The organism is Streptomyces montanisoli (assembly GCF_017813245.1).
GTDB lineage: Bacteria > Actinomycetota > Actinomycetes > Streptomycetales > Streptomycetaceae > Streptomyces > Streptomyces montanisoli.
Genome location: NZ_JAGIQL010000012.1, coordinates 37,274 through 55,756, shown reverse-complemented (window position 1 = coordinate 55,756; position 18,483 = coordinate 37,274). Strand labels below are relative to the sequence as shown.

General features: G+C 71.8%; 15 protein-coding genes. 12 read left to right on the top strand and 3 right to left on the bottom strand.

Annotated features, from left to right (window positions below; genetic code table 11):
* Positions 1 to 141 precede the first annotated feature (141 nt).
* The 3 genes from JFN87_RS05330 (at position 142) to JFN87_RS05320 (ending at position 3,121) form a co-directional block, all read left to right on the top strand.
* Positions 142 to 822: a GntR family transcriptional regulator gene (locus JFN87_RS05330; RefSeq protein WP_209338707.1), complete on the top strand. Its 681-nt coding sequence runs from the start codon at positions 142 to 144 to the stop codon at positions 820 to 822.
* Between the two features lie 103 nt (positions 823 to 925).
* Positions 926 to 2,029 carry a PP2C family protein-serine/threonine phosphatase gene (locus tag JFN87_RS05325; RefSeq protein WP_209338706.1) on the top strand — a complete coding sequence of 368 codons (1,104 nt, stop codon included), beginning with the start codon at positions 926 to 928 and terminating at the stop codon, positions 2,027 to 2,029.
* Between the two features lie 36 nt (positions 2,030 to 2,065).
* Entirely contained in the window at positions 2,066 to 3,121 is a 1,056-nt protein-coding gene (locus JFN87_RS05320; protein ID WP_209338705.1) for a LacI family DNA-binding transcriptional regulator, read from the top strand.
* Between the two features lie 98 nt (positions 3,122 to 3,219).
* On the opposite strand, the gene JFN87_RS05315 is transcribed toward JFN87_RS05320, so the two are convergent.
* Together JFN87_RS05315 and JFN87_RS05310 are read right to left on the bottom strand one after the other, a co-directional pair.
* Entirely contained in the window at positions 3,220 to 4,335 is a 1,116-nt protein-coding gene (locus tag JFN87_RS05315) for a DUF1996 domain-containing protein (protein WP_209338704.1), read from the bottom strand.
* A gap of 228 nt (positions 4,336 to 4,563) precedes the next feature.
* Positions 4,564 to 5,121, bottom strand: coding sequence for a DUF4232 domain-containing protein (locus tag JFN87_RS05310; RefSeq protein WP_209338703.1), 558 nt, complete (start codon positions 5,119 to 5,121; stop codon positions 4,564 to 4,566).
* A gap of 283 nt (positions 5,122 to 5,404) precedes the next feature.
* Here JFN87_RS05310 and JFN87_RS05305 point away from each other — a divergent pair, with 283 nt between their 5' ends.
* The 8 genes from JFN87_RS05305 to JFN87_RS05275 all read left to right on the top strand — a co-directional run bounded on the left by JFN87_RS05305 (position 5,405) and on the right by JFN87_RS05275 (position 16,191).
* The gene (locus JFN87_RS05305; protein ID WP_372449182.1) at positions 5,405 to 6,835 is read left to right on the top strand and encodes a M1 family metallopeptidase; all 1,431 of its coding nucleotides are present in this window, start codon (positions 5,405 to 5,407) and stop codon (positions 6,833 to 6,835) included.
* A gap of 181 nt (positions 6,836 to 7,016) precedes the next feature.
* Positions 7,017 to 7,829 (top strand): MurR/RpiR family transcriptional regulator, encoded by an 813-nt coding sequence (locus JFN87_RS05300; RefSeq protein ID WP_209338702.1) that lies wholly within the window; start codon positions 7,017 to 7,019, stop codon positions 7,827 to 7,829.
* Positions 7,830 to 8,074: 245 nt separating this feature from the next.
* Positions 8,075 to 9,088: a polysaccharide deacetylase family protein gene (locus JFN87_RS05295; RefSeq protein ID WP_209338701.1), complete on the top strand. Its 1,014-nt coding sequence runs from the start codon at positions 8,075 to 8,077 to the stop codon at positions 9,086 to 9,088.
* A gap of 5 nt (positions 9,089 to 9,093) precedes the next feature.
* Positions 9,094 to 10,443 carry an MFS transporter gene (locus JFN87_RS05290; protein WP_209338700.1) on the top strand — a complete coding sequence of 450 codons (1,350 nt, stop codon included), beginning with the start codon at positions 9,094 to 9,096 and terminating at the stop codon, positions 10,441 to 10,443.
* A complete protein-coding gene (locus JFN87_RS05285) occupies positions 10,440 to 11,348 on the top strand; it encodes an SDR family NAD(P)-dependent oxidoreductase (protein ID WP_209338699.1) in 909 nt (302 codons plus the stop codon). The genes JFN87_RS05290 and JFN87_RS05285 overlap by 4 nt, the downstream gene beginning before the upstream one ends.
* Positions 11,345 to 12,397: a ketopantoate reductase family protein gene (locus JFN87_RS33480; RefSeq protein WP_245178782.1), complete on the top strand. Its 1,053-nt coding sequence runs from the start codon at positions 11,345 to 11,347 to the stop codon at positions 12,395 to 12,397. The genes JFN87_RS05285 and JFN87_RS33480 overlap by 4 nt, the downstream gene beginning before the upstream one ends.
* Complete coding sequence (locus JFN87_RS33475) at positions 12,394 to 13,614, top strand: M20 family metallopeptidase (protein WP_245178781.1); 1,221 nt, start codon at positions 12,394 to 12,396, stop codon at positions 13,612 to 13,614. The genes JFN87_RS33480 and JFN87_RS33475 overlap by 4 nt, the downstream gene beginning before the upstream one ends.
* A 207-nt stretch (positions 13,615 to 13,821) precedes the next feature.
* On the top strand, positions 13,822 to 16,191 hold the full coding sequence (locus tag JFN87_RS05275) for a GH92 family glycosyl hydrolase (protein ID WP_209338698.1): 2,370 nt from the start codon (positions 13,822 to 13,824) through the stop codon (positions 16,189 to 16,191).
* A 105-nt stretch (positions 16,192 to 16,296) separates the two neighbouring features.
* Here the strand turns inward: JFN87_RS05275 and JFN87_RS05270 are convergent, their stop codons facing one another.
* On the bottom strand, positions 16,297 to 17,328 hold the full coding sequence (locus tag JFN87_RS05270) for a hypothetical protein (protein ID WP_245178780.1): 1,032 nt from the start codon (positions 17,326 to 17,328) through the stop codon (positions 16,297 to 16,299).
* Between the two features lie 345 nt (positions 17,329 to 17,673).
* On the opposite strand from JFN87_RS05270, the gene JFN87_RS05265 reads away from it, so the two are divergent.
* Positions 17,674 to 18,483, top strand: coding sequence for a G1 family glutamic endopeptidase (locus tag JFN87_RS05265; RefSeq protein ID WP_209338697.1), 810 nt, complete (start codon positions 17,674 to 17,676; stop codon positions 18,481 to 18,483).

Genomic DNA, 18,483 nt, shown 5'->3' with positions numbered 1-18,483 from the left:
AACTGGCGACGAAATTGTTGACAATAGCTCCGACGAAAAAGTTCCCCTTATGATCGGCACAGAGGGCGGCACGGATAGACTGCCCGCTGTCGGTAGGGCATCGGCTTCTGACAGTGTTCGCGGCGCAGTGAGGCGGTAGGAGTGGCGGAGAACCGGGTCACCGGTCGAGCGGGTCGGCATGTGGTCAGCACGGCGATCCGAAGGTCGCTCTCGGCGGGCGACATGGTGCCCGGCCAGCGCCTCGTGGAGCAGGAGCTGTCCGAGAGGTACCACGCCACGCGCAGCTCGGTGCGCGAGGCGCTCCAGGACCTCGCGGCCGAGGGCCTCGTCGAACTCGTGCCCCGCAGAGGGGCGCGCGTGCGCGTCGTCTCCGTCGAGGAGGCCATCCAGATCACCGAGTGCCGGGCGGCGCTCGAAGGTCTTTGCGCCAGGCGGGCGGCGGAGCACGCCCCGTCGCAGCGGCGCGAGGGCCTGCGCGAGATCGGCACGGGGATGCGCAAGGCGGTCGCCGAGGGCGACCTCAACACGTACTCCGCGCTCAACCGCCAACTCCACGACGCCATCGCGCGGATGAGCGGTCAGACGGTCGCCGAGGGCCTGCTCGACCGGCTCAAGGGCCAGATGGTCAGGTACCAGTTCAGGCTCGCCCTGCGCCCCGGCCGGCCCAGCCAGTCGCTCCCGCAGCACCTCGCCATCATCGACGCGGTCGTGGCCGGCGACGGCGCCGCGGCCGAGGCCGCCGCGCGCGCCCACCTCGACAGCGTCATCGCGGAACTGCGCGCCACCCCCGAGCGCGACGCGGCGGAGCGCCTCGGCGCCTGACGCACACGGCAGCCGGTGGCCGTACTGGTCCACATGGCGGATTGCGGAAGGCCCGGGCGCGCTGGGCCGGAGCTTCGCCGCCGTCTGCGGCATGCTGGCGCTGATGAGTGCTCCCGTGTGGCGACCGAACAGGACCTGGGTCCCCTGGGCGGTGATCGTCGTCGCGGTCGTGATCGACCTCGTGACACCGACGGCCGTGTCGTCCGCGGCCCTCCTGATCGCGGCTCCGGTCGCCGCGGCGCCGCTGCTCGGGCCGGTCGGCATCGTGCTCGTCGGCGCCGTCTCGATGGCCGTGCACGCCTGGCTCGCCCGGGTCGACCACACCTTCGGCTGGCAGCACGGCGTCGCGAACCAGCTCTGCCTCCTGGCCGTGACGGTCCTCTCGGTCTGGCTGAACCACAGCCTGCGCCTGCAGCACGGCAAGGCCGACCGCGCCTGGCGCGCCGCCGCGCTGGCACAGCGGGCCGTACTGCCCGCACCGCCCGAGGAGCTCGGCGCCCTGCGCATCGCCGCGCACTACGTGCCCGCCGACCGGGAGGCGCTCATCGGCGGGGACCTGTACGTCGTGCAGGACACACCGTTCGGCGTGCGCGTGATGATCGGCGACGTACGCGGCAAGGGCCTCGGCGCGGTCGCCGCGGTCAGCATGGACATCGGCGCGTTCCGGTTCGCGGCCGACCTGGCGCGCACCCTCCCCGAACTGGTCGACGCCATGGAACAGGCGCTGCGCAGGGAGGGCGCCCGCAGGCAGGGGCTCGACCAAACCGAGGGGTTCACCACCGCCGTCATCGCGGAACTGAGCGCCGACCTCAGGCGCGTGAGCATCATGAACCACGGCCACCCCGCGCCCCTGCTGCACTGCCCCGACGGGCGCGCCACGGCCCTGGAGCCCTCGCGCGAGGCACCGCCGCTCGGCCTCACCACGCTCGGCAGGTGGCACGCCCCCGTCGACACCTTCGACCTGCCGCCCGGCGCCACGCTCGTCTTCCTGACCGACGGCCTGACCGAGGCGCGCGACCCCGCAGGCGTCTTCTACGACCCCCTCGCCCGGCTGTCCCACCTCATGCGCCACCTGCCGCACGCCCCCGGCGAGCCCCCCACCCCCGCCGTGCTGCTCGACGCCCTGATCCACGACGTCAGCCGGCACAGCGGCGGACGCGCCCACGACGACCAGGCACTGCTGGCCCTGCGCTGCCCCGGTCCTTGACCGGAGAGCGCTCTCTCTGAGGTAAGATCCTTCCCCATGAACAGCAAGGCGGGGGCCTCCTCAGGACCGACACTGGAGGACGTGGCGCGCGCGGCCGGTGTGTCGCGAGCGACGGTGTCGCGGGTCGTCAACGGTGTGCGCAACGTCGACCCCGAGATCCAGGAGACGGTGCGCCAGGCGGTCGCCGCGACCGGCTACACGCCCAACCGCGCCGCGCGCTCCCTCGTGACCCGCCGCGCCGAGGTCATCGCGCTGGTCGTCTCGGGGGCGGGCGACGCGTCCGAGGCCGAGCAGGACGCCTTCGCCTCCCGGCTGTTCGCCGACCCGTTCTTCGGACGCGTGGTGAGCGGCGTCATCAGCTACCTCAGGCCACGCTCCATGCATCCGGTGCTGATGTTCGCCGAGACGTCCGACGCCCGCGACCAGGTCGTGGGCTTCCTGCGGCAGGGGAGCGCCGACGGGGCGCTGATCGTGTCCACGCACGCACAGGACCCGCTGCCCGCCATGGTCGCCGAGGCGTCCCTGCCCGCCGTGCTGTTCTCCCGTCCCGCGGGTCCCGTGCCGATCAGCTACGTGGACCTCGCCCACAAGGACGGCGCACGACTCGCGGTGGACCACCTGCTGGCCCGCGGCTGCCGGCGGATCGTCACCATCGCCGGCCCGTGCGACGTGCCGTCGGGCCACGACCGGCTGGACGGCTTCAGGGACGCCATGGCACGCGGCGGCCACCCGTACGCACCGATGGCCGAGGCCGACTTCACACTCGGCGGCGGCGCACGCGCGATGGCGCGGCTGCTCGCGGACAATCCGGATCTCGACGGCGTGTTCGCCGCCAACGACCTGATGGCGCAGGGCGCGTGCCAGGTGTTGCGGGACCACGGCAGGCGGGTGCCCGAGGATGTCGCCGTGGTCGGCTTCGACGACAGCTCCGTGGCGTCCGCCTGCACGCCGCCGCTCACCACGGTCAGGCAGCCGGTCGAGGACATGGCCCGCGAGATGGCCCGCCTGCTCCAGCAGCACATCGAGCACCAGGACCGCGCTGTCACCTCGGTCGTCTTCGACCCGGAGCTGGTGGTGCGGGCCTCGGCCTGAGCCCCGCACCACCGCTTCGCCGGTGCTGTGGTGCCGCGGCGCGTCACTGGTGGACGCCGCCGTGGGGTGGACGCATCGGATCCTCCTCGAGCGATCGGCTACGGAAGCTCGTAGTCGGCGTTCAGCACCGCGCCCTTCTCCGGGTGCGCCTGGTCGTAGCCGTGGGCGTCGCACTGCAGGCCGCCGTTGATGCAGTGGGCGACCATGGCGCTGAGCGTGGCGTTGTCCCAGCCGTCGAAGAAGTCGTAGTGGAAGGAGTGCCCGGTGCCGCTGGCCAGCCTGAGTTTCGACGTGTCGCCGTTGACGGGCCACGCCATCTTGAACTCGATCATCGGCAGTGCCACCGGGTGGTCGGCGGGGCAGACGTTCTGGTTGTTGCCGGTCGCCAGCGGGTAGGCCATGTGGCTCTTGTGGTCGGGCGTGTCCAGGTGGATGCCGTCCCAGCAACTCGGCGCCTGGAGGCGAATGTTGAGCTGCGTGTCGGGGGTGGAGGGACAGCTGGTGGGGAAGTCGAAGTTCTTGTACGACGTCCCGCACTCCCACCCCTCGACCGTGCCCTTGAGGTTCTTGAACTCGTCGAGTGTCTGCATGGGGCTGCCGACGACGAACCGCAGGCCCTTCGGGAACGGGCGCACGCTCGTGTAGTCCGTGACACCGGACTTGTAGTAGATGGTCTGCGGGCCGACGGGCAGGACCTTGCGGTCCCCGTCGTAGAGGCTGGGCATCCAGTACGCGGACTTGTCGCCCGGCGCCAGGCAGGCGGTTCCCGCCGTGTCCAGGGACGCCGTCGTGGTGTACGCGTCGGTGCCCGTGTTGCCCATGAACGTGTGGTCGTGGGACTTGCCCGGCTGACCGGGGAAGACGATGGGGTCGTCGGGGAGCGTGTGGTCCGCCGCGCACTTGGCTTGGAACTCGTGGAAGTACGCGTGCGGCGGATCGTATGTCGAGGGCGTGACGCCGGTGACGGGCGGGTCGGCCATGATGTAGCCGTCGCCGTCCGGGTCGTCACCGGACGTTCGCGTGGACGCGGGCATGCCCACCGCGGCCATCCGGGCGCCGCCGGCCATGTGCATCGCGGCGGGTGCCGCGTGCGCCGCCGTGGACGTGCCGGCGGACGTGTTGCCCGCCGCCGCGACGCCGACGAGGCTCAGGCCGGTCAGGCTCGTCGCCGCGAACAGGAACAGCCCGGAGAAGACTCTGGACCTCCGTGCCATGGGAGACCTCCTATCAGGTTCCTGGTTCCGGAGCGGTGGCCCCGCGGTGCTTGGCGCAGGACCGCGCCGGACGTGGTCGGGAGAGCGGGAGAGCGCTCTCCCAACTCGGAGTGTTCCGCTCCTGACAAGAGCCTGTCAAGGCTGTTGCACGGGTGCCGTGACGCGGAAAGCGGCCCGCTCCCTCATGGGGGAGCGGGCCGCTCGTCGCCGATGTGGGAGCGCGTCCGGTCAGCCGTTGATGGCCACCTGGTGCGCCATCGCCGTCACGTCGAGGTCTCCGTGGTCGACCCACTCGCCGAACGCGAGCGTCTTGTGCGCGGTCGACGCGGGCGGCGTGACGATCAGGTACGCGGCGTGGGTCGCGCCCGAGGTGTTTGCATTGGCGTGGGTCCACGCGATGACGGCCTGCGCGGACTGGCCGGGCTCAAGGTCCACTACCTTCTTGCCCGGGTTCTTCGCGTACCAGGTGCTGCCCCAACTCACGTGCGAGGCGAGCACCTTGTGCTGAGCGTTCTCCAGGCCGAGGCCGGGGTAGCCGAGCAGCGCGCAGGTGCGGTCACCGGTGTTCTTGAGCTGCAGCACCGTCCCTTCGTGGTTCATGCCTCCCGCCAGGGGATGGTGCAGTGACGCCTGCAGCGTGGAGGCGGAACAGGTCGGCACCTTCGCGGAAGCCGGCGCGGCCGGCGCCGCCTGCGCGACGCCCGCGGCCGCCGTGCCCGTCAGGGCGACCGCCGCCAGAGTCGCGGCCACCGTCCCGCGCTTGCCCCACCGCTGGTACAGGTTCATGTCGTTCACCTTTCCGCTTGAAGCCTTACATCACGTCCGATGCGGCGCCCTGGGGAAAAGTTCACGGAACGCGAGCATTCTTTCGCCGACATCCCGCCGGCCTCTCGTCGACGCGGTCGCGCGGACCCGCCGCACGTCCATGGGACAATCGGGCCTGGTCGCAACCGTGTTGTCGTCTTGTCCCGGCCGTGCGCGCGCATTACTGTGTGCCCGCTTTCGCAGTGCCCCCTTCCCGGACTGCCGCCCCGTTCCAGGAGTGCCCGTGCTCGCTGCCGAACCACCCGTGTCCCGCGCCCGTTCGCGCCGTAGTTCCGTCCGCTCCAGAGTCCTCGGCGTCGCCGCCACGGCCCTCGCGATCACCGCCCTGACGGCCGGCAGCGGAGCCGCCGCTCCCGTCACCGCCCCCGCCGCCGGCGATGGCGCGCCGGGCCAGGGCGACCCCTACTTCCCCCTCGCGGGCAACGGCGGCTACACCGTCCGGCACTACGACCTCGACCTCGCCTACGACCCCTCCACCAGGCGGCTGGACGGGCATGCCGCGATCACGGCGCGTGCCACCCACGGCCTGCGCGCGTTCGACCTCGACCTGTCGGGGCTGAGGGTCACCGGCGTGCGCGTGGACGGCAGGACGGCGCACTGGACGCGGCACGGCCAGGAACTCGTCATCGAGCCGGCGCGAACGCTGAGGCGCGGCGCCGCCTTCCGCGTCGACGTGGCCTACGGCGGAGTCCCTGAGCAGGTCACCGACCCTGACGGGTCCCCCGACGGCTGGATCGCCACCGACGACGGCGCGTTCGTCGCGGGCGAGCCCCAGGGCGCCATGTCCTGGTTCCCGTCCGACAACCACCCGCTCGACAAGGCCTCCTACTCCTTCGAGATCACCGTGCCGAGCGGGTACACGGCTGTCGCCAACGGCGTCCTGACCTCGCGCCGCACGTCCCGCGGCGAGACGACGTTCCGCTGGCGGCAGAGCCGGCCGATGGCGTCCTACCTGGCCACGGCGACCGTCGGGAAGTTCGACGTCCAGCAGTACACCACCCGCTCGGGCATCCCCGTCTACAACGCGGTCGATCCCCGCGAGGCGAAGGGCGCCGCCCCCGCGCTGGCGAAGATCCCGGACATCCTGGACTGGGAGACGAAGCTCTTCGGCCCCTACCCCTTCTCGGCGGCCGGGGCCATCGTCGACCACGCGCCGGACGTCGGCTACGCCCTGGAGACGCAGACCAGGCCGATCTACGACCGGGCGCCCGATGTCGGCACAGTGGTGCACGAGATGGCACACCAGTGGTTCGGGGACTCGGTGTCCCTCACCAGCTGGCAGGACATCTGGCTGAACGAGGGCTTCGCGACGTACGCGGAGTGGCTGTGGCAGGAGCAGCACGGCGGCCGCAGCGCACAGGCGTCCTTCGACCACTACTACGCCCTCCCCGCGAGCGACGGCCTCTGGGCGTTCCCCTCGGCCGACCCGGGCGACGGCGCCCACATCTTCGCCTCGCCGGTCTACACGCGGGGCGCGATGACGCTGCAGGAGCTCAGGGACGCCGTGGGTGACCGCGCGTTCCTCACCATCCTGCGCACGTGGGCCCGCGACCACCGGTACGGCCACGGTACGACGGCCCAGTTCGTCGCGTTGAGCGAGCGGGTGTCGGGCAAGGATCTCGCCACGCTCTTCCACACCTGGCTGTACACGGCGGGCAAACCCGCCAGGCCGTAGGCGCCGGCCGCCGGGCCGGGCTGCCGCGCCCGGCGGCCACGGCCGCCGCCCACGGAAAGAAAAGACGGACCCTCTTCCCATCCCGTAAGACTGCTTGTAACGTTCCCGGCATCTGAAATCGAGATTGCAGACGCTGCGGGTCCGCCCGCGGCGCTGCGAGCACCGAGTGCCGGGAGGACCCATGCTGGCTGAACGCATCGCCGCCTGTTCCTCGGAGCTGTCGCGGACCGACCGGCTGATCGCCGACCACCTCCTCGAACACCTCGATGACGTGCCCTTCCTGCGTGCGGCGGAGATCGCCGACAGCCTCGGAGTCAGCGCGGCGAGCGTGACCCGCTTCGCCCAGCGCCTCGGGTTCGACGGCTACCCGCACCTTCAGGACGCGGTCCGAGGCGACCTGCGCGCCGTCCTCGCACCGCAGACTGCCCCGACCGGGGGAGAGGGCAGATACGCGCGCATCTGGGAGCGCGAGGCCCGCAACCTGGAGCAGCTCAGGGAACTGCCCGACGACGTACTCGACGCCGCGTCCCGCATGATCGCGGGCGCCGGCGCCGTGTGGGTGCTCGGCGGCCGGGCCTCCGAGTCCGCCGCCGCGGCCCTCGCGTTCTCGCTCGCGCGGGTCAGGGGCGATGTGCGCCGGGTGACCTCGGCGATCCTCCACGATTACCAGCCGCTGCTCGACGTCGGCCCCGACGACCTGCTGATCGCCTTCACTTTCCGCCGCTACACCCGCAGCACGGCCGACATCGGGCGGATGTTCGCCGCGAGAGGCGTGCCCGTCCTGCTGGTCACCGACGACGGCAGCCCCTCGCTCGCCAAGGACGCGGAGCTGGTGCTGCGTGTCTCGGGCAAGGCATCCGGGGGGCTGCCCTCGACAACGGCCGCCACCAGCCTGGGACTTGCCCTCACACTCGGAGTCGTGGGACACCTCGGCCCGGAGCGGCTCGAAGCGGGCGAGCGGCTGAGCAGGAACATGGACATCTTCGAGGGATAGCCGAGGAGTGTCCGCCCCCGACCGGGGACGGACACCTGACGCACCGGAAACCACAACACTTTTTCGACGATCGGTGGCGGTACCCACCGACGCCGCACCGCGCGAGCACGCCGGAAGCACACCGGAACGTCTGCGCGTGGCACACCAACACACCATTTACACGCGTGTCCAGCCACTGGCGGCGCCTGTCCTCAGGCGGCACATGTCAGCGCAAAACACGAGAAGGCATGAAACAGGAGTTCACGATGGCAGACGAACCCACGGGCGGCCGCCCCGGGGAGCAACACACCGGCGAGGAGCCGTGGCAGTGGAGCGAGGAGACCTGGCGCGGCCATGTGGAGCAGGTGCGCGCCGGCCGTTCCCTCACACCGCCGGCGTGGCCCGGCGGCGCGCGGGTCGCGGTGGCCCTGTCGTTCGACTCCGACCACGAGACACCCGCGCTGCGCGACGGCGAGACACGCCCGGGCAAGCTGGCGCAGGGCGAGTACGGCTCGCGCGTCGCCGCACCCAAGATCCTGCGGCTGCTCGACCGTCACTCCGCCCCAGCCACCTTCTTCATGCCCGCCGTCTCCGCGCTGCTGCACCCCGAGGAGGCACGGTCGTACACCGCCGCAGGACACGAGACGGCCATCCACGGCTGGATCCACGAGCGCAACATGCAACTGCCGCCCGACACGGAACGCGAGCTGCAACTGCGCAGCGCCGACACCCTCGAACGGGTCACGGGCACACGCCCGGTGGGCATCCGCACACCGTCCTGGGACTTCTCCGACCACACGCTGCGCATCACGCGCGAGATGGGGCTGCTGTACGACTCGTCCCTCATGGCCGACGACGACCCCTACGAGCTCGTCGCGGACGGCGAACCCACCGGCATCGTGGAGATACCCGTCGAGTGGATACGCGACGACGCGCCCTACTTCATGATGGAGCGCTACGCCGGACTGCGCCCGTACACACCGCCGCGCTCCGTCCTCACCATCTGGCGCGACGAGTTCGACCAGGCGTACCGCGAGGGCGGCGTCTTCCAGCTCACGTGCCACCCCCACTTCATCGGCCACCGCTCACGCCTCCTCGTACTGGCCCAGCTGCTCGACCACATCACGGCGCACGAGGGCGTCTGGTTCGCCACCCACGCCGACATCGCACGGTACGTGGCCGACCGCGCAGGCCTTGCCGGCAGCCCCGGCCACGCCCCCGCGGGCACGGCCCCCGGCGCCGGCACACCGTCCCCGCGACCAGCCGTCCACGAAGGGTAGAGACGATGACGCAGCACGCCACGCCCCCGGGCACACCGCAGCCCGCCCGCTCCGTGCCGTCCGGGGCCACCAACCCTTCCGCCGCCGCACCCGGCAGCGGCGCGGCCCGCCGCCGCGCCATCTGGGCGGGCGCCGTGGGCAACACCGTCGAGTGGGTCGACTGGGCGGTCTACTCGACGTTCTCGTCGGTGTTCGCCGGCACGTTCTTCCCCTCGCACGCCCCCGAGGCCGCTCTGCTGTCCACCCTGGCGGTGTTCGCCGTCGGGTTCCTGATGCGGCCCATCGGCGGGGCGCTGCTCGGCGCCTACGGCGACCGCCACGGCCGCAAGAAGGCCATGACGCTGACCATCTCCATGATGGCCGCCGCGGCCCTCGTCATCGCGGTGTGCCCCGGCTACTCCACCATCGGCGTGGGCGCGCCCATCGTGCTGGTGGTCGCCCGGCTCGTCCAGGGCTTCTCGGCCGGCGGCGAGTTCGGCACGTCCTCGGCGTTCCTCGTCGAGTCCGCCGCCCCGTCGCGCCGCGCGCTCGCCGGGTCCTGGCAGCAGGTGTCCGTCGGCGCGGGCACGCTCATCGCCTCCCTCATGGGCACCATCCTGACCAGCAGCCTCGACGAGCACGCGCTCGACACCTGGGGCTGGCGTGTGGCGTTCGCGGTCGCCGGCGTGCTGGGTCTCGTCGGCTTGTGGCTGCGGGTGTCCGTGCAGGAGACGGAGTCGTTCCGCCGTGTGGAGCACGCCGAATGCCCCCGCGCCAATCCGCTGCGCGCGATGGTCACCGAACACCCGCGGGCCGCACTGCGCGTGGCCGGTGTGACCGTGGCGGGCACTCTGATCTACTACATCTGGGTCAGCTACATGCCGTCGTACGTCCACGTGACGACGGGCATGCCGCTGAGCCGGGCGCTCCTCGCCAACACCATCTCCCTCGTGGTGTTCATCGTGCTGCTGCCGTTCGGCGGCATGCTGTCCGACCGGATCGGCCGCAAGCCCACCATGTTCGCCTTCGCGGCCGGCTTCCTCGTGCTGTCCTGGCCGCTGTTCCACGTGCTGGGCGACAGCTTCTGGACGCTGCTCGCGGTCGAACTCGTCGGCATGGTCCTGCTCGTGGGCTACTCGGCCAACTGCGCCGTGGTCATGGCCGAGCAGTTCCCGCCCGAGGTGCGCACCACCGGCATCGCCCTGCCGTACGCGCTCGCCGTGGCGATATTCGGCGGCACCGCCCCCTACGTCACCACCTGGATGAGCTCGCACGGCCACCGCGGTCTCGTCTGGCTGTACCTGGCCGCCGCCGCACTCGTCGGTGTGATCGTCTACGCCACCATGCCCGAGACCAAGAGCAAGGAGATCGCATGAGCCCCCGCACCCGGGCCCGCACCCCGTCCCCGGAGCGTTCCGCACCGCCCGGCCGGCCCGCGCCCTCGGCGCGGCACGTCCTGGTCACCGGGGCGGCGGGCGGCATCGGGGCGGCGATCTGCGCCGCGTTCGCGGAGGAAGGCTGCACCGTCACGGCGAGCGACCTGCCGGGCGCGCCGCTGAACGCCCTGGTGGAACGGCTGGCCGCGCAGGGCGTGAGCGCCCGCGCGCTGCCCGCCGACCTGTCAGGCGCACAAGCGGCCGCGGACCTCGTGGGCCGCGCGTCGGACCTCGCGGGCACGCCCGGCGTCCTCGTCAACGCGGCGGGGATCTACCCGGCCACACCCCTCGGCGAGATGACCGCCGAGGTGTGGGACCGTGTGATGGACGTCAACGTCCGCGCGGCGATGCTCACCACCACGGCCCTCGCCCGGACACTCATCGAACGCGGAGAGACCGGCACCGTCGTGAACATCACCTCGGGCGCCGCCCTGCGCGCACGTCCCGGCGCCGCCCACTACAGCGCCTCCAAGGCCGCACTGGAGATGCTCACCCGGTCCTGCGCCGTGGAGTTCGGGGCGCACGGCATCCGCGTCAACGCCGTGTCGCCCGGCTTCGTCACGGTCGACAGCGCCGCCAACCCCGTCACCGACGCGTACGCGGCCGCCGTGTCGGTCAACCCGCTCGGGCGTCCGGGGGAGCCCGACGACATCGCCCGCGCGGTCCGCTGGGTGGCAGGACCCGAAGCGTCCTGGATGACCGGATCGATCGTCAGGCTGGACGGCGGCGCGTCGGCCGGCACCACCACGCTGCCCCTGCACTGGCCGCAGCTGTCCGGAACCCAGGCGGGCGCCGCGCCGGACACCGCGGCCTCGGGCGCGGCACCGCACCAGGAGGCCTCATGAACACGGACGGCACCACGGCCGCCCACCCGACCGACTACACCGTCGTGGGAGGCGGCGCGATCGGCGGCACCCTCGCCTTCCACCTCGCCGACGCCGGACACACCGTACGGATCGTCGACACCGACCCAGAGCACGTGGCCGCACTGCGCGCCCACGGACTCACCCTGCGGGGCCCGGACGGCGAGCGCACCGCCGCCGTCTCCGCGACCACGCCCGACGCGCTGGACCACCGGCCGCGCCACGTCCTGCTGTGCGTCAAGGCGCAGGCCACCGAGACGGCAGCCGACTGGCTCGCGACCGTGCTGGCCGACGACGGCTACGTCGTGTCGCTCCAGAACGGCCTCAACGAGCGGCTGATCGCACGGCGCGTGGGAACACACCGCACCATCGGCGCATTCGTGAACCTGTTCGCGGACGTGGTCGCACCCGGCGTCGTCCAGGACGGCGGCGCGGGCGCCCTCGTCTCCGGCGAACTCGACGGCGCGCCCAGCGAGCGCGTACGCACCCTCGTGCGCGACCTGCAGGCGTGGGGACCCGCCCGCGAGACGGCGAACGTCGCCGGATACCTGTGGTCCAAGCTGGCGTTCGGCTCCATGCTGACCGCGACGGCCCTCGTCGACGCGCCGATGGCACGGCTCATCGACGGACACCGCCCGCTGATGCACACGCTCGCCGCGGAGGTCGCGGCCGTCGCCACGGCGGACGGGCTCACACTCGAACCCTTCGACGCGTTCCAGCCGTCCGCCTACCTGCCCACCGCCGCCGCCGCGGAACGCGAGGCGGCGACCGACCGGCTGGTCGCCTGGCTCGGCGGGCAGGCCAAGGACCGCAGCGGCATCTGGCGCGACATCGCCGTACGCCACCGGCCGGTGGAGGTCCACCACCACTACCGGCCCGTCCTGAGCAGGGCCGCCCAACTGGCCGTCCCCACACCGGCACTCGAACACCTCCTGACGATGCTCGCCGAGGTCGAGTCGGGCACACGCCCCATGAGCGACGGCAACCTCACCGACCTGTACCGCCACACCCCCCACGGAAGCGCACGTTGAACACCGCATCCACCCCGCAGAGCGAACCGTCCGCCGCGTCCGTACACGACTGGGTCGCCGCCCACCGCGACACCATGCTCGACGAACTCGCCCGCTACGTGAACACCGACACACCGAGCGACGACAAGGAGTGCCTCGACGCGATCCTGCCCCGCCTGGAGGAGTGGCTCGAGCGCGCGCTCGGCACACCGTCCGCCAGGCACCGCACCGACGGCGGGACATACGGCGACACGCTGGTATGGGACTGGCCCGCCGCCCGCCCCGCCGGCCCGGACGCCGGCGCCGGCACGCCCGTACTGCTGCTCGCCCACTACGACACCGTGTGGGCGAAGGGCACCGTCGCCCAGCGGCCGTTCACCGTGGAGGGCGACCGCGCCACCGGGCCCGGCGTGTTCGACATGAAGGCCGGACTCGTACAGGCCGTGTGGGCGGTACGCGCACTCGACGCGCTCGGCCTGCCGCGCCCGCCGCTGCGCCTCGTGCTCAACGGCGACGAGGAGATCGGCAGCCCCGCGTCGCGCCCCGTGATCGAGGCAGCGGCCGGCGGAGTGCGCGCGGCCCTCGTCTTCGAGGCGTCGGCGGACGGCGCCGTCAAGACGGCCCGCAAGGGCGTCGGCCTCTTCCGGGTCACCGCGACGGGCATCGAGGCCCACGCCGGGCTCGACCCCGAGAAGGGCGTCAGCGCCGTGGACGAGATCGCCCGCGCCGTCCTGTCGCTGCACGCGCTCGCCGACCCGGCGGCCGGCACCACGGTCAACGTCGGGGTCGTCGGCGGCGGCACCCGCACCAACGTAGCGGCGGGCCACGCCGAGGCGCACATCGACGTGCGTGTCGCCGACGCGCGGGAGGCCGAGCGCATCGACCGTGCCCTGGCCGCGCTCCGTCCCCACGATCCGCGGGCCGTGGTGGAGTGGGACGGCGAGTGGAACAGGCCCGTCATGGAACGCACCCCTGGCAACGGCCGGTTGTACGCGCTCGCCCGCGAGCGCGCCGCCGCCCTCGGCCTCGACCTGCGCGAGTGCGCGGTCGGCGGCGCGAGCGACGGCAACTTCGTCACCGCGCTCGGCATCCCCGTCCTTGACGGGTTCGGCGCGGTCGGCGCCGGCGCGCACGCGCGCGAAGAGCACATCAGCCTGGCCGGCATGACGGATCGCACGGCACTCGCCGCCGAAGTCCTGCGCGCGCTGGCCGCCCCCGAGGCCGCGACCGCGGGCTGACCCCTGCCGCCGTGTCCCGCGTCCTCACGAGGTCCGGGACACGGTGGACGCGCCGCGGGCACGGCCGTCCGCGCGGTCCGACTCGCGAACGCCCCCTTGACGGTGGACGCGAACATTGCGAAGAATGATGCCGCCATGTCATGACAACGTTGTCTAGTCGGAGGTGCCACCGCGCGGCGACGCGGTCACCACCTTGGAGGAACCCCGATGAGATGGACCCGACTTCCGCGCCTGCGCACCGCGGGGGCGGTGACGGCCGCGGTCCTGATCGGCGGTGCGCTCGCCGCGCCCGCCGTGCAGGCAGCCCCGCTCAGCGCCGCCGGGGCGCACGGCCGACTCACCAGCCTGGTGAACCCGTTCATCGGCAGTCAGGACGAGGGCAACACCTACCCGGGCGCCACCGTGCCGTTCGGCATGGTGCAGTTCTCCCCCGACACCGGCCACAACACCGGGTACGACTACACGCAGAACCACATACGCGGCTTCTCGCTCGTCCACCTCTCCGGCGTGGGCTGCGGCCTCGGTGGCGACCTGCCCGTCCTGCCCACCACCGGTGACGTGACCGAGACGGACTACGCCAAGTACGCGGCCACGTTCAGCCACGACAACGAGAAGGCGAGCCCCGGCTACTACGAGGTCGGCCTCGACTCCGGCATCAAGGCGGAGCTCACCGCCACGCAGCGCACGGGCGTGCAGCGCTACACGTTCCCCGCGACCGACAAGGCGAACGTCCTGCTGAACGCGGGCCAGGCGCTGCACAAGACCCTCTCCACGAAGGTCACGATCCTCAACGACCACACGGTGCAGACGGCGATCACGGGCAGCGGCTTCTGCCAGGACACCAAGCCCTACACCGTCTACACGGTGACCCACTTCAACCGCCCCTTCACGACCTCCGGTACGTGGAACGGCGAGACGGTCACCGCGGGCTCCCGGCACTCCACCGCGACCTCGGGGCTCAACGGCGCCTACGTCCGCTTCGACACGCGCAAGAACCGCACCGTCGAGGCGACCACCGCGGTCTCCTACGTGGACGCCAGGGGCGCGGCGCTCAACCTCCGTGCCGAGGGCGGCCGTTCCTTCAAGCGCGTCGAGCACGCCGCCCAGGCGACGTGGGAGAAGCGCCTGGAGAGCGTGCGGACGCGCGGCGGCAGCGACACGCAGCAGAAGACCTTCTACTCCTCGCTGTACCGGTCCTTCCTCGCGCCGAACACCGGCAGCGACGTCGACGGGCGCTACACCGGCTGGGACCAGAAGATCCACAGGGCGAGGAACTTCACGTACTACCAGAACTTCTCGCTGTGGGACACCTACCGCACCCAGACCCAGCTGCTGTCGCTGCTCGCGCCGCGGCAGGCCCGCGACATGGCGATCTCGGTGCTCCAGATCGACAAGGACAGCGGCTGGCTGCCCAAGTGGGGCTACGGCACCGTCGAGACCAACATCATGACCGGTGACCCGGTCACGCCGTTCCTGACCAACGCCTACCAGCAGGGCCTGCTCAAGGGGTACGAGGAGGAGGCGTACAAGGCGCTGAAGAAGAACGCGGACGGCGTGCCGCCCACCGACTCCGCGCCGGTCGGGCGCGAGGGCAACAAGCAGTACATCGCGAACGGTTACGTGCCCTACATCGCGAACCACACGCACGCCAAGCCGGGCGACTCCGACTTCGACTACGGCGGCAGCGCGACGCTCGAGTACGCGCTCGCCGACGGCATGCTCTCCCAGATGGCGGCCGACCTCGGCCACAAGGCGGACGCCGCGCGCTACGCCAAGCGTGCCGAGAACTACCGCGACATCTTCGACCCCTCCACCGGCTTCTTCCGCTCGCGTGACACCACGGGCGCCTTCGCCGGCCCGGACGACCCGGCGAAGAGCGTCGGCTTCCACGAGGGCACGTCCTGGCAGTACCAGTGGCTGGTGCCGCAGGACATCCCGGGCATGGTGAGCCTGATCGGCGGCGAGAAGGCCGCCAACGACCGCCTCGACTCCTTCTTCGCCTACGACCAGCTCGTCAAGGACCCGGCGAAGACCGCCAGCGAGATCTGGGTCAACGGGCCCTACTCGTACTACAACGCGAACAAGTACAACCCGTCCAACGAGCCCGACCTCATCGCCCCGTACACCTACCTGTCCACCGGGCAGCCCTGGAAGACCACCGACGTGGTGCACGCCGCGCTGACCCTCTTCACCGACACGCCGACCGGCATGACCGGCAACGACGACCTGGGCACCATGTCCGCCTGGAACGTGCTCTCGTCCATCGGAATCTTCCCCGTGCAGCCGGGCACGAGCACCTGGGGGCTGTCCACGCCGATCTTCGACCGCGTCGACATCACCCTCGACCGCCACTACTACCCCCGCGGACACCTCACCATCAGGGCCGCGGGCACGTCCGACACCGACCGCTACACGCAGTCCGTCTCGGCCGACGGGTCCTCCTACGGCAAGACGTACCTGACGACCGACACGCTGCGGCGCACCCGTGACCTGACGTTCACGGTCGGCGCGCAGCCCTCGCAGTGGGGGACGTCCGCGAACGCGGCGCCGCCCGCCATCGTCGGCTCCGCCGGCTGACAGCGCCACGGCCCGCCGCCAGGACGGGCCGTGAGCGCGAGCACACGGGGTGCCCACCGATCCGGTGGGCACCCCGTGGCGTGCGCGTCGCGTGCGGTGGGCCGGTCAGGCGCCCGCCGCCGGCGGGCCCTCCCAGTCCCAGCGCAACCCGATCCGGCAGTGTCCCGCTTCGAGCGCCACGGCGTGGGCCGAGCCGGCCGCGTCGATGCGCAGCAGCCGCTCGCTGCGGTGGTCTTCGGCGTCCTCCCGCGCGCAGGCGCCGTCCAGGCGGTAGGAGTAGCAGGCGGACGGCAGGCACGCGGGGTCGAACCGCGCCTCCAGAACGTACTCGCGCACCGGCAGGTGCAGCGCGGCCTCGACATGGGTCTCGAACGGCCGCGGCACGGCATGCGTCAGCGTGTACTCGACGATCACGGTCTCGCCGCGCGCCAGCGGCCTGTCGAAGAGCAGCTCTGCGGCGAGCAGGCCTCCCTCGTGGCTCCTGACGACCCGCCCGGTGCGGCAGGGTGCCACGACCTCGATGCCGGGGGGAAAGCCCGGCTCGTCCAGCCGGTACACCGTCACCCAGCGGTCGGGGCCGTCGCGGTCGGCCCGCAGCAGCTGCCGCGTCCACTTGGAGCGGCTGCGGCCGTTCTCGTCGAACTCCATCCGGGTCTGGCAGCTGATCCGGGTCAGGCTCGCGTCCCAGCTCGTGTCGATCCCGCTGAGGGCGGGCAGCGAGAGGTCGGGGACGACGTTCTCCAGAGAGGCTTGCCCGTCGGCGCCGGCGGGTCTGGGACCGCGCGGGCGCGGCGGTCCGAGCAGCGCGAACAGGGCGCCGTCCGGCACCGGCAGGAAGCGCTCCATGGCACGGAGCGCGGCCAGCGAACGCGGCCGCTCAGGGCGGTACCTGCCGGACTGCCAGGAGCTCAGGCTCGCCAGGCTGACGTCGGCTCCGTGCCGCCGCAGCCGGTCCTGGACCCTGTCGAGGCTCAGCCCGCTCGCCGCGATGGCGGCGCGCAGCGCGTCGTGGAAGGGCCCGGTGCGCAGCAACTGCGCGAGCTGCGGCGACGGGCCCGCGCAGGCCGGGTCGACGAGTCCGCGGTGGACCACCGGAGCTGCCATGGACGCGGCGTGGGCCGTGCTTTCGAACTGCATGCGGTGTCTGCCTCCCGGACGGCCGCTGTGCTGTCCGGAACGCTACGCCGACTTGTTCGGTGCAGGTCAACCAAGGGTTACCCAAGAGGAAACCAGGACTGGAGCACGCGATTCCGGGACCGGCCGCTGACGTGCCGGCTCCCGGACCCGGCTCCACCGCTCAACTCGCGCCCGCATCCCGCCCCCAACTCCCGTAAAACTAAAAAGCCTGCGTCTCTTGCTGCACAGACTTTCGAACCGTCACTCTTCTGGTGCGCACAACCGTGAACGCCGGCCAGGCGGCCAAGCCGGACCGGCACCCCCCATCACGTGCTCCCCCCACGCACAGAAAGTGAGCGCACCCGTATGTCCTCTCACGTCTCCACCCGCCGCAATAGCCTCCGGGCGCTGTCCGTCGGCGCCGCCGTCGTCAGCGTGGCCGGTCTGAGCATGGCGGGCGCGAACGCGGCTCCGCGGACCCCCGCCCAGCTCACGTCGTCCATCGCGAGCCACGAATCGCACGCGCTCCACGGCTCCAGAGGCCACAACACCACGACGGAGGCGAGCAACTGGTCGGGTTACGCGGCCACCGGCGGCAGCGGCGCCTACAAGTCGGTCTCCTCGTCCTGGGTCCAGCCGGCCGTCAGCTGCACCTCGCAGAACACCTACTCGTCGTTCTGGGTCGGCATCGACGGATACAGCCAGAGCGACAGCGGCCTGGAGCAGACCGGCACCGAGGCGGACTGCATCAACGGCAGGGCCACCTACGGCGCGTGGTGGGAGGTGCTGCCCGCGGCGGAGAGCGCGTACTCGGTGACGGTCAGGCCCGGCGACCACCTCAAGGCCACGGTCACCAACGACGGCAACGGCCAGTACACCATGACCCTCGCCGACAGCACCGAGGGCTGGACGAAGACGACCCACCACGCCGGCAGCCAGGGCGTCAACGGCAGCTCCGCCGAGGTCATCGCCGAGGCGACCCAGGTCAACGGCCAGATAGCCGCGCTCTCGAACTTCGGGACCGTCAACTTCAGCGGCGCGACGGCCAACGGGTCGACCCTGCCCGGCAGCTCCGACGAGATCGTCATGGAGAACTTCAACACCGGCTCCGTCAAGGCCCAGCCGAGCGCGCTGTCCGCAGGCGCGTTCTCCGACACCTGGCGCAACTACAACTGA

What these genes read in the sequence shown, in the direction of transcription:
- JFN87_RS05325 (WP_209338706.1), top strand. Translation starts at nt 926, where the DNA reads ATGAGTGCTCCCGTGTGGCGACCGAACAGGACCTGGGTCCCCTGGGCG.
- JFN87_RS05320 (WP_209338705.1), top strand. Translation starts at nt 2,066, where the DNA reads ATGAACAGCAAGGCGGGGGCCTCCTCAGGACCGACACTGGAGGACGTG.
- JFN87_RS05315 (WP_209338704.1), bottom strand. Translation starts at nt 4,335, where the DNA reads ATGGCACGGAGGTCCAGAGTCTTCTCCGGGCTGTTCCTGTTCGCGGCG.
- JFN87_RS05310 (WP_209338703.1), bottom strand. Translation starts at nt 5,121, where the DNA reads ATGAACCTGTACCAGCGGTGGGGCAAGCGCGGGACGGTGGCCGCGACT.
- JFN87_RS05300 (WP_209338702.1), top strand. Translation starts at nt 7,017, where the DNA reads ATGCTGGCTGAACGCATCGCCGCCTGTTCCTCGGAGCTGTCGCGGACC.
- JFN87_RS05295 (WP_209338701.1), top strand. Translation starts at nt 8,075, where the DNA reads ATGGCAGACGAACCCACGGGCGGCCGCCCCGGGGAGCAACACACCGGC.
- JFN87_RS05290 (WP_209338700.1), top strand. Translation starts at nt 9,094, where the DNA reads ATGACGCAGCACGCCACGCCCCCGGGCACACCGCAGCCCGCCCGCTCC.
- JFN87_RS05285 (WP_209338699.1), top strand. Translation starts at nt 10,440, where the DNA reads ATGAGCCCCCGCACCCGGGCCCGCACCCCGTCCCCGGAGCGTTCCGCA.
- JFN87_RS33480 (WP_245178782.1), top strand. Translation starts at nt 11,345, where the DNA reads ATGAACACGGACGGCACCACGGCCGCCCACCCGACCGACTACACCGTC.
- JFN87_RS05275 (WP_209338698.1), top strand. Translation starts at nt 13,822, where the DNA reads ATGAGATGGACCCGACTTCCGCGCCTGCGCACCGCGGGGGCGGTGACG.
- JFN87_RS05270 (WP_245178780.1), bottom strand. Translation starts at nt 17,328, where the DNA reads ATGCAGTTCGAAAGCACGGCCCACGCCGCGTCCATGGCAGCTCCGGTG.
- JFN87_RS05265 (WP_209338697.1), top strand. Translation starts at nt 17,674, where the DNA reads ATGTCCTCTCACGTCTCCACCCGCCGCAATAGCCTCCGGGCGCTGTCC.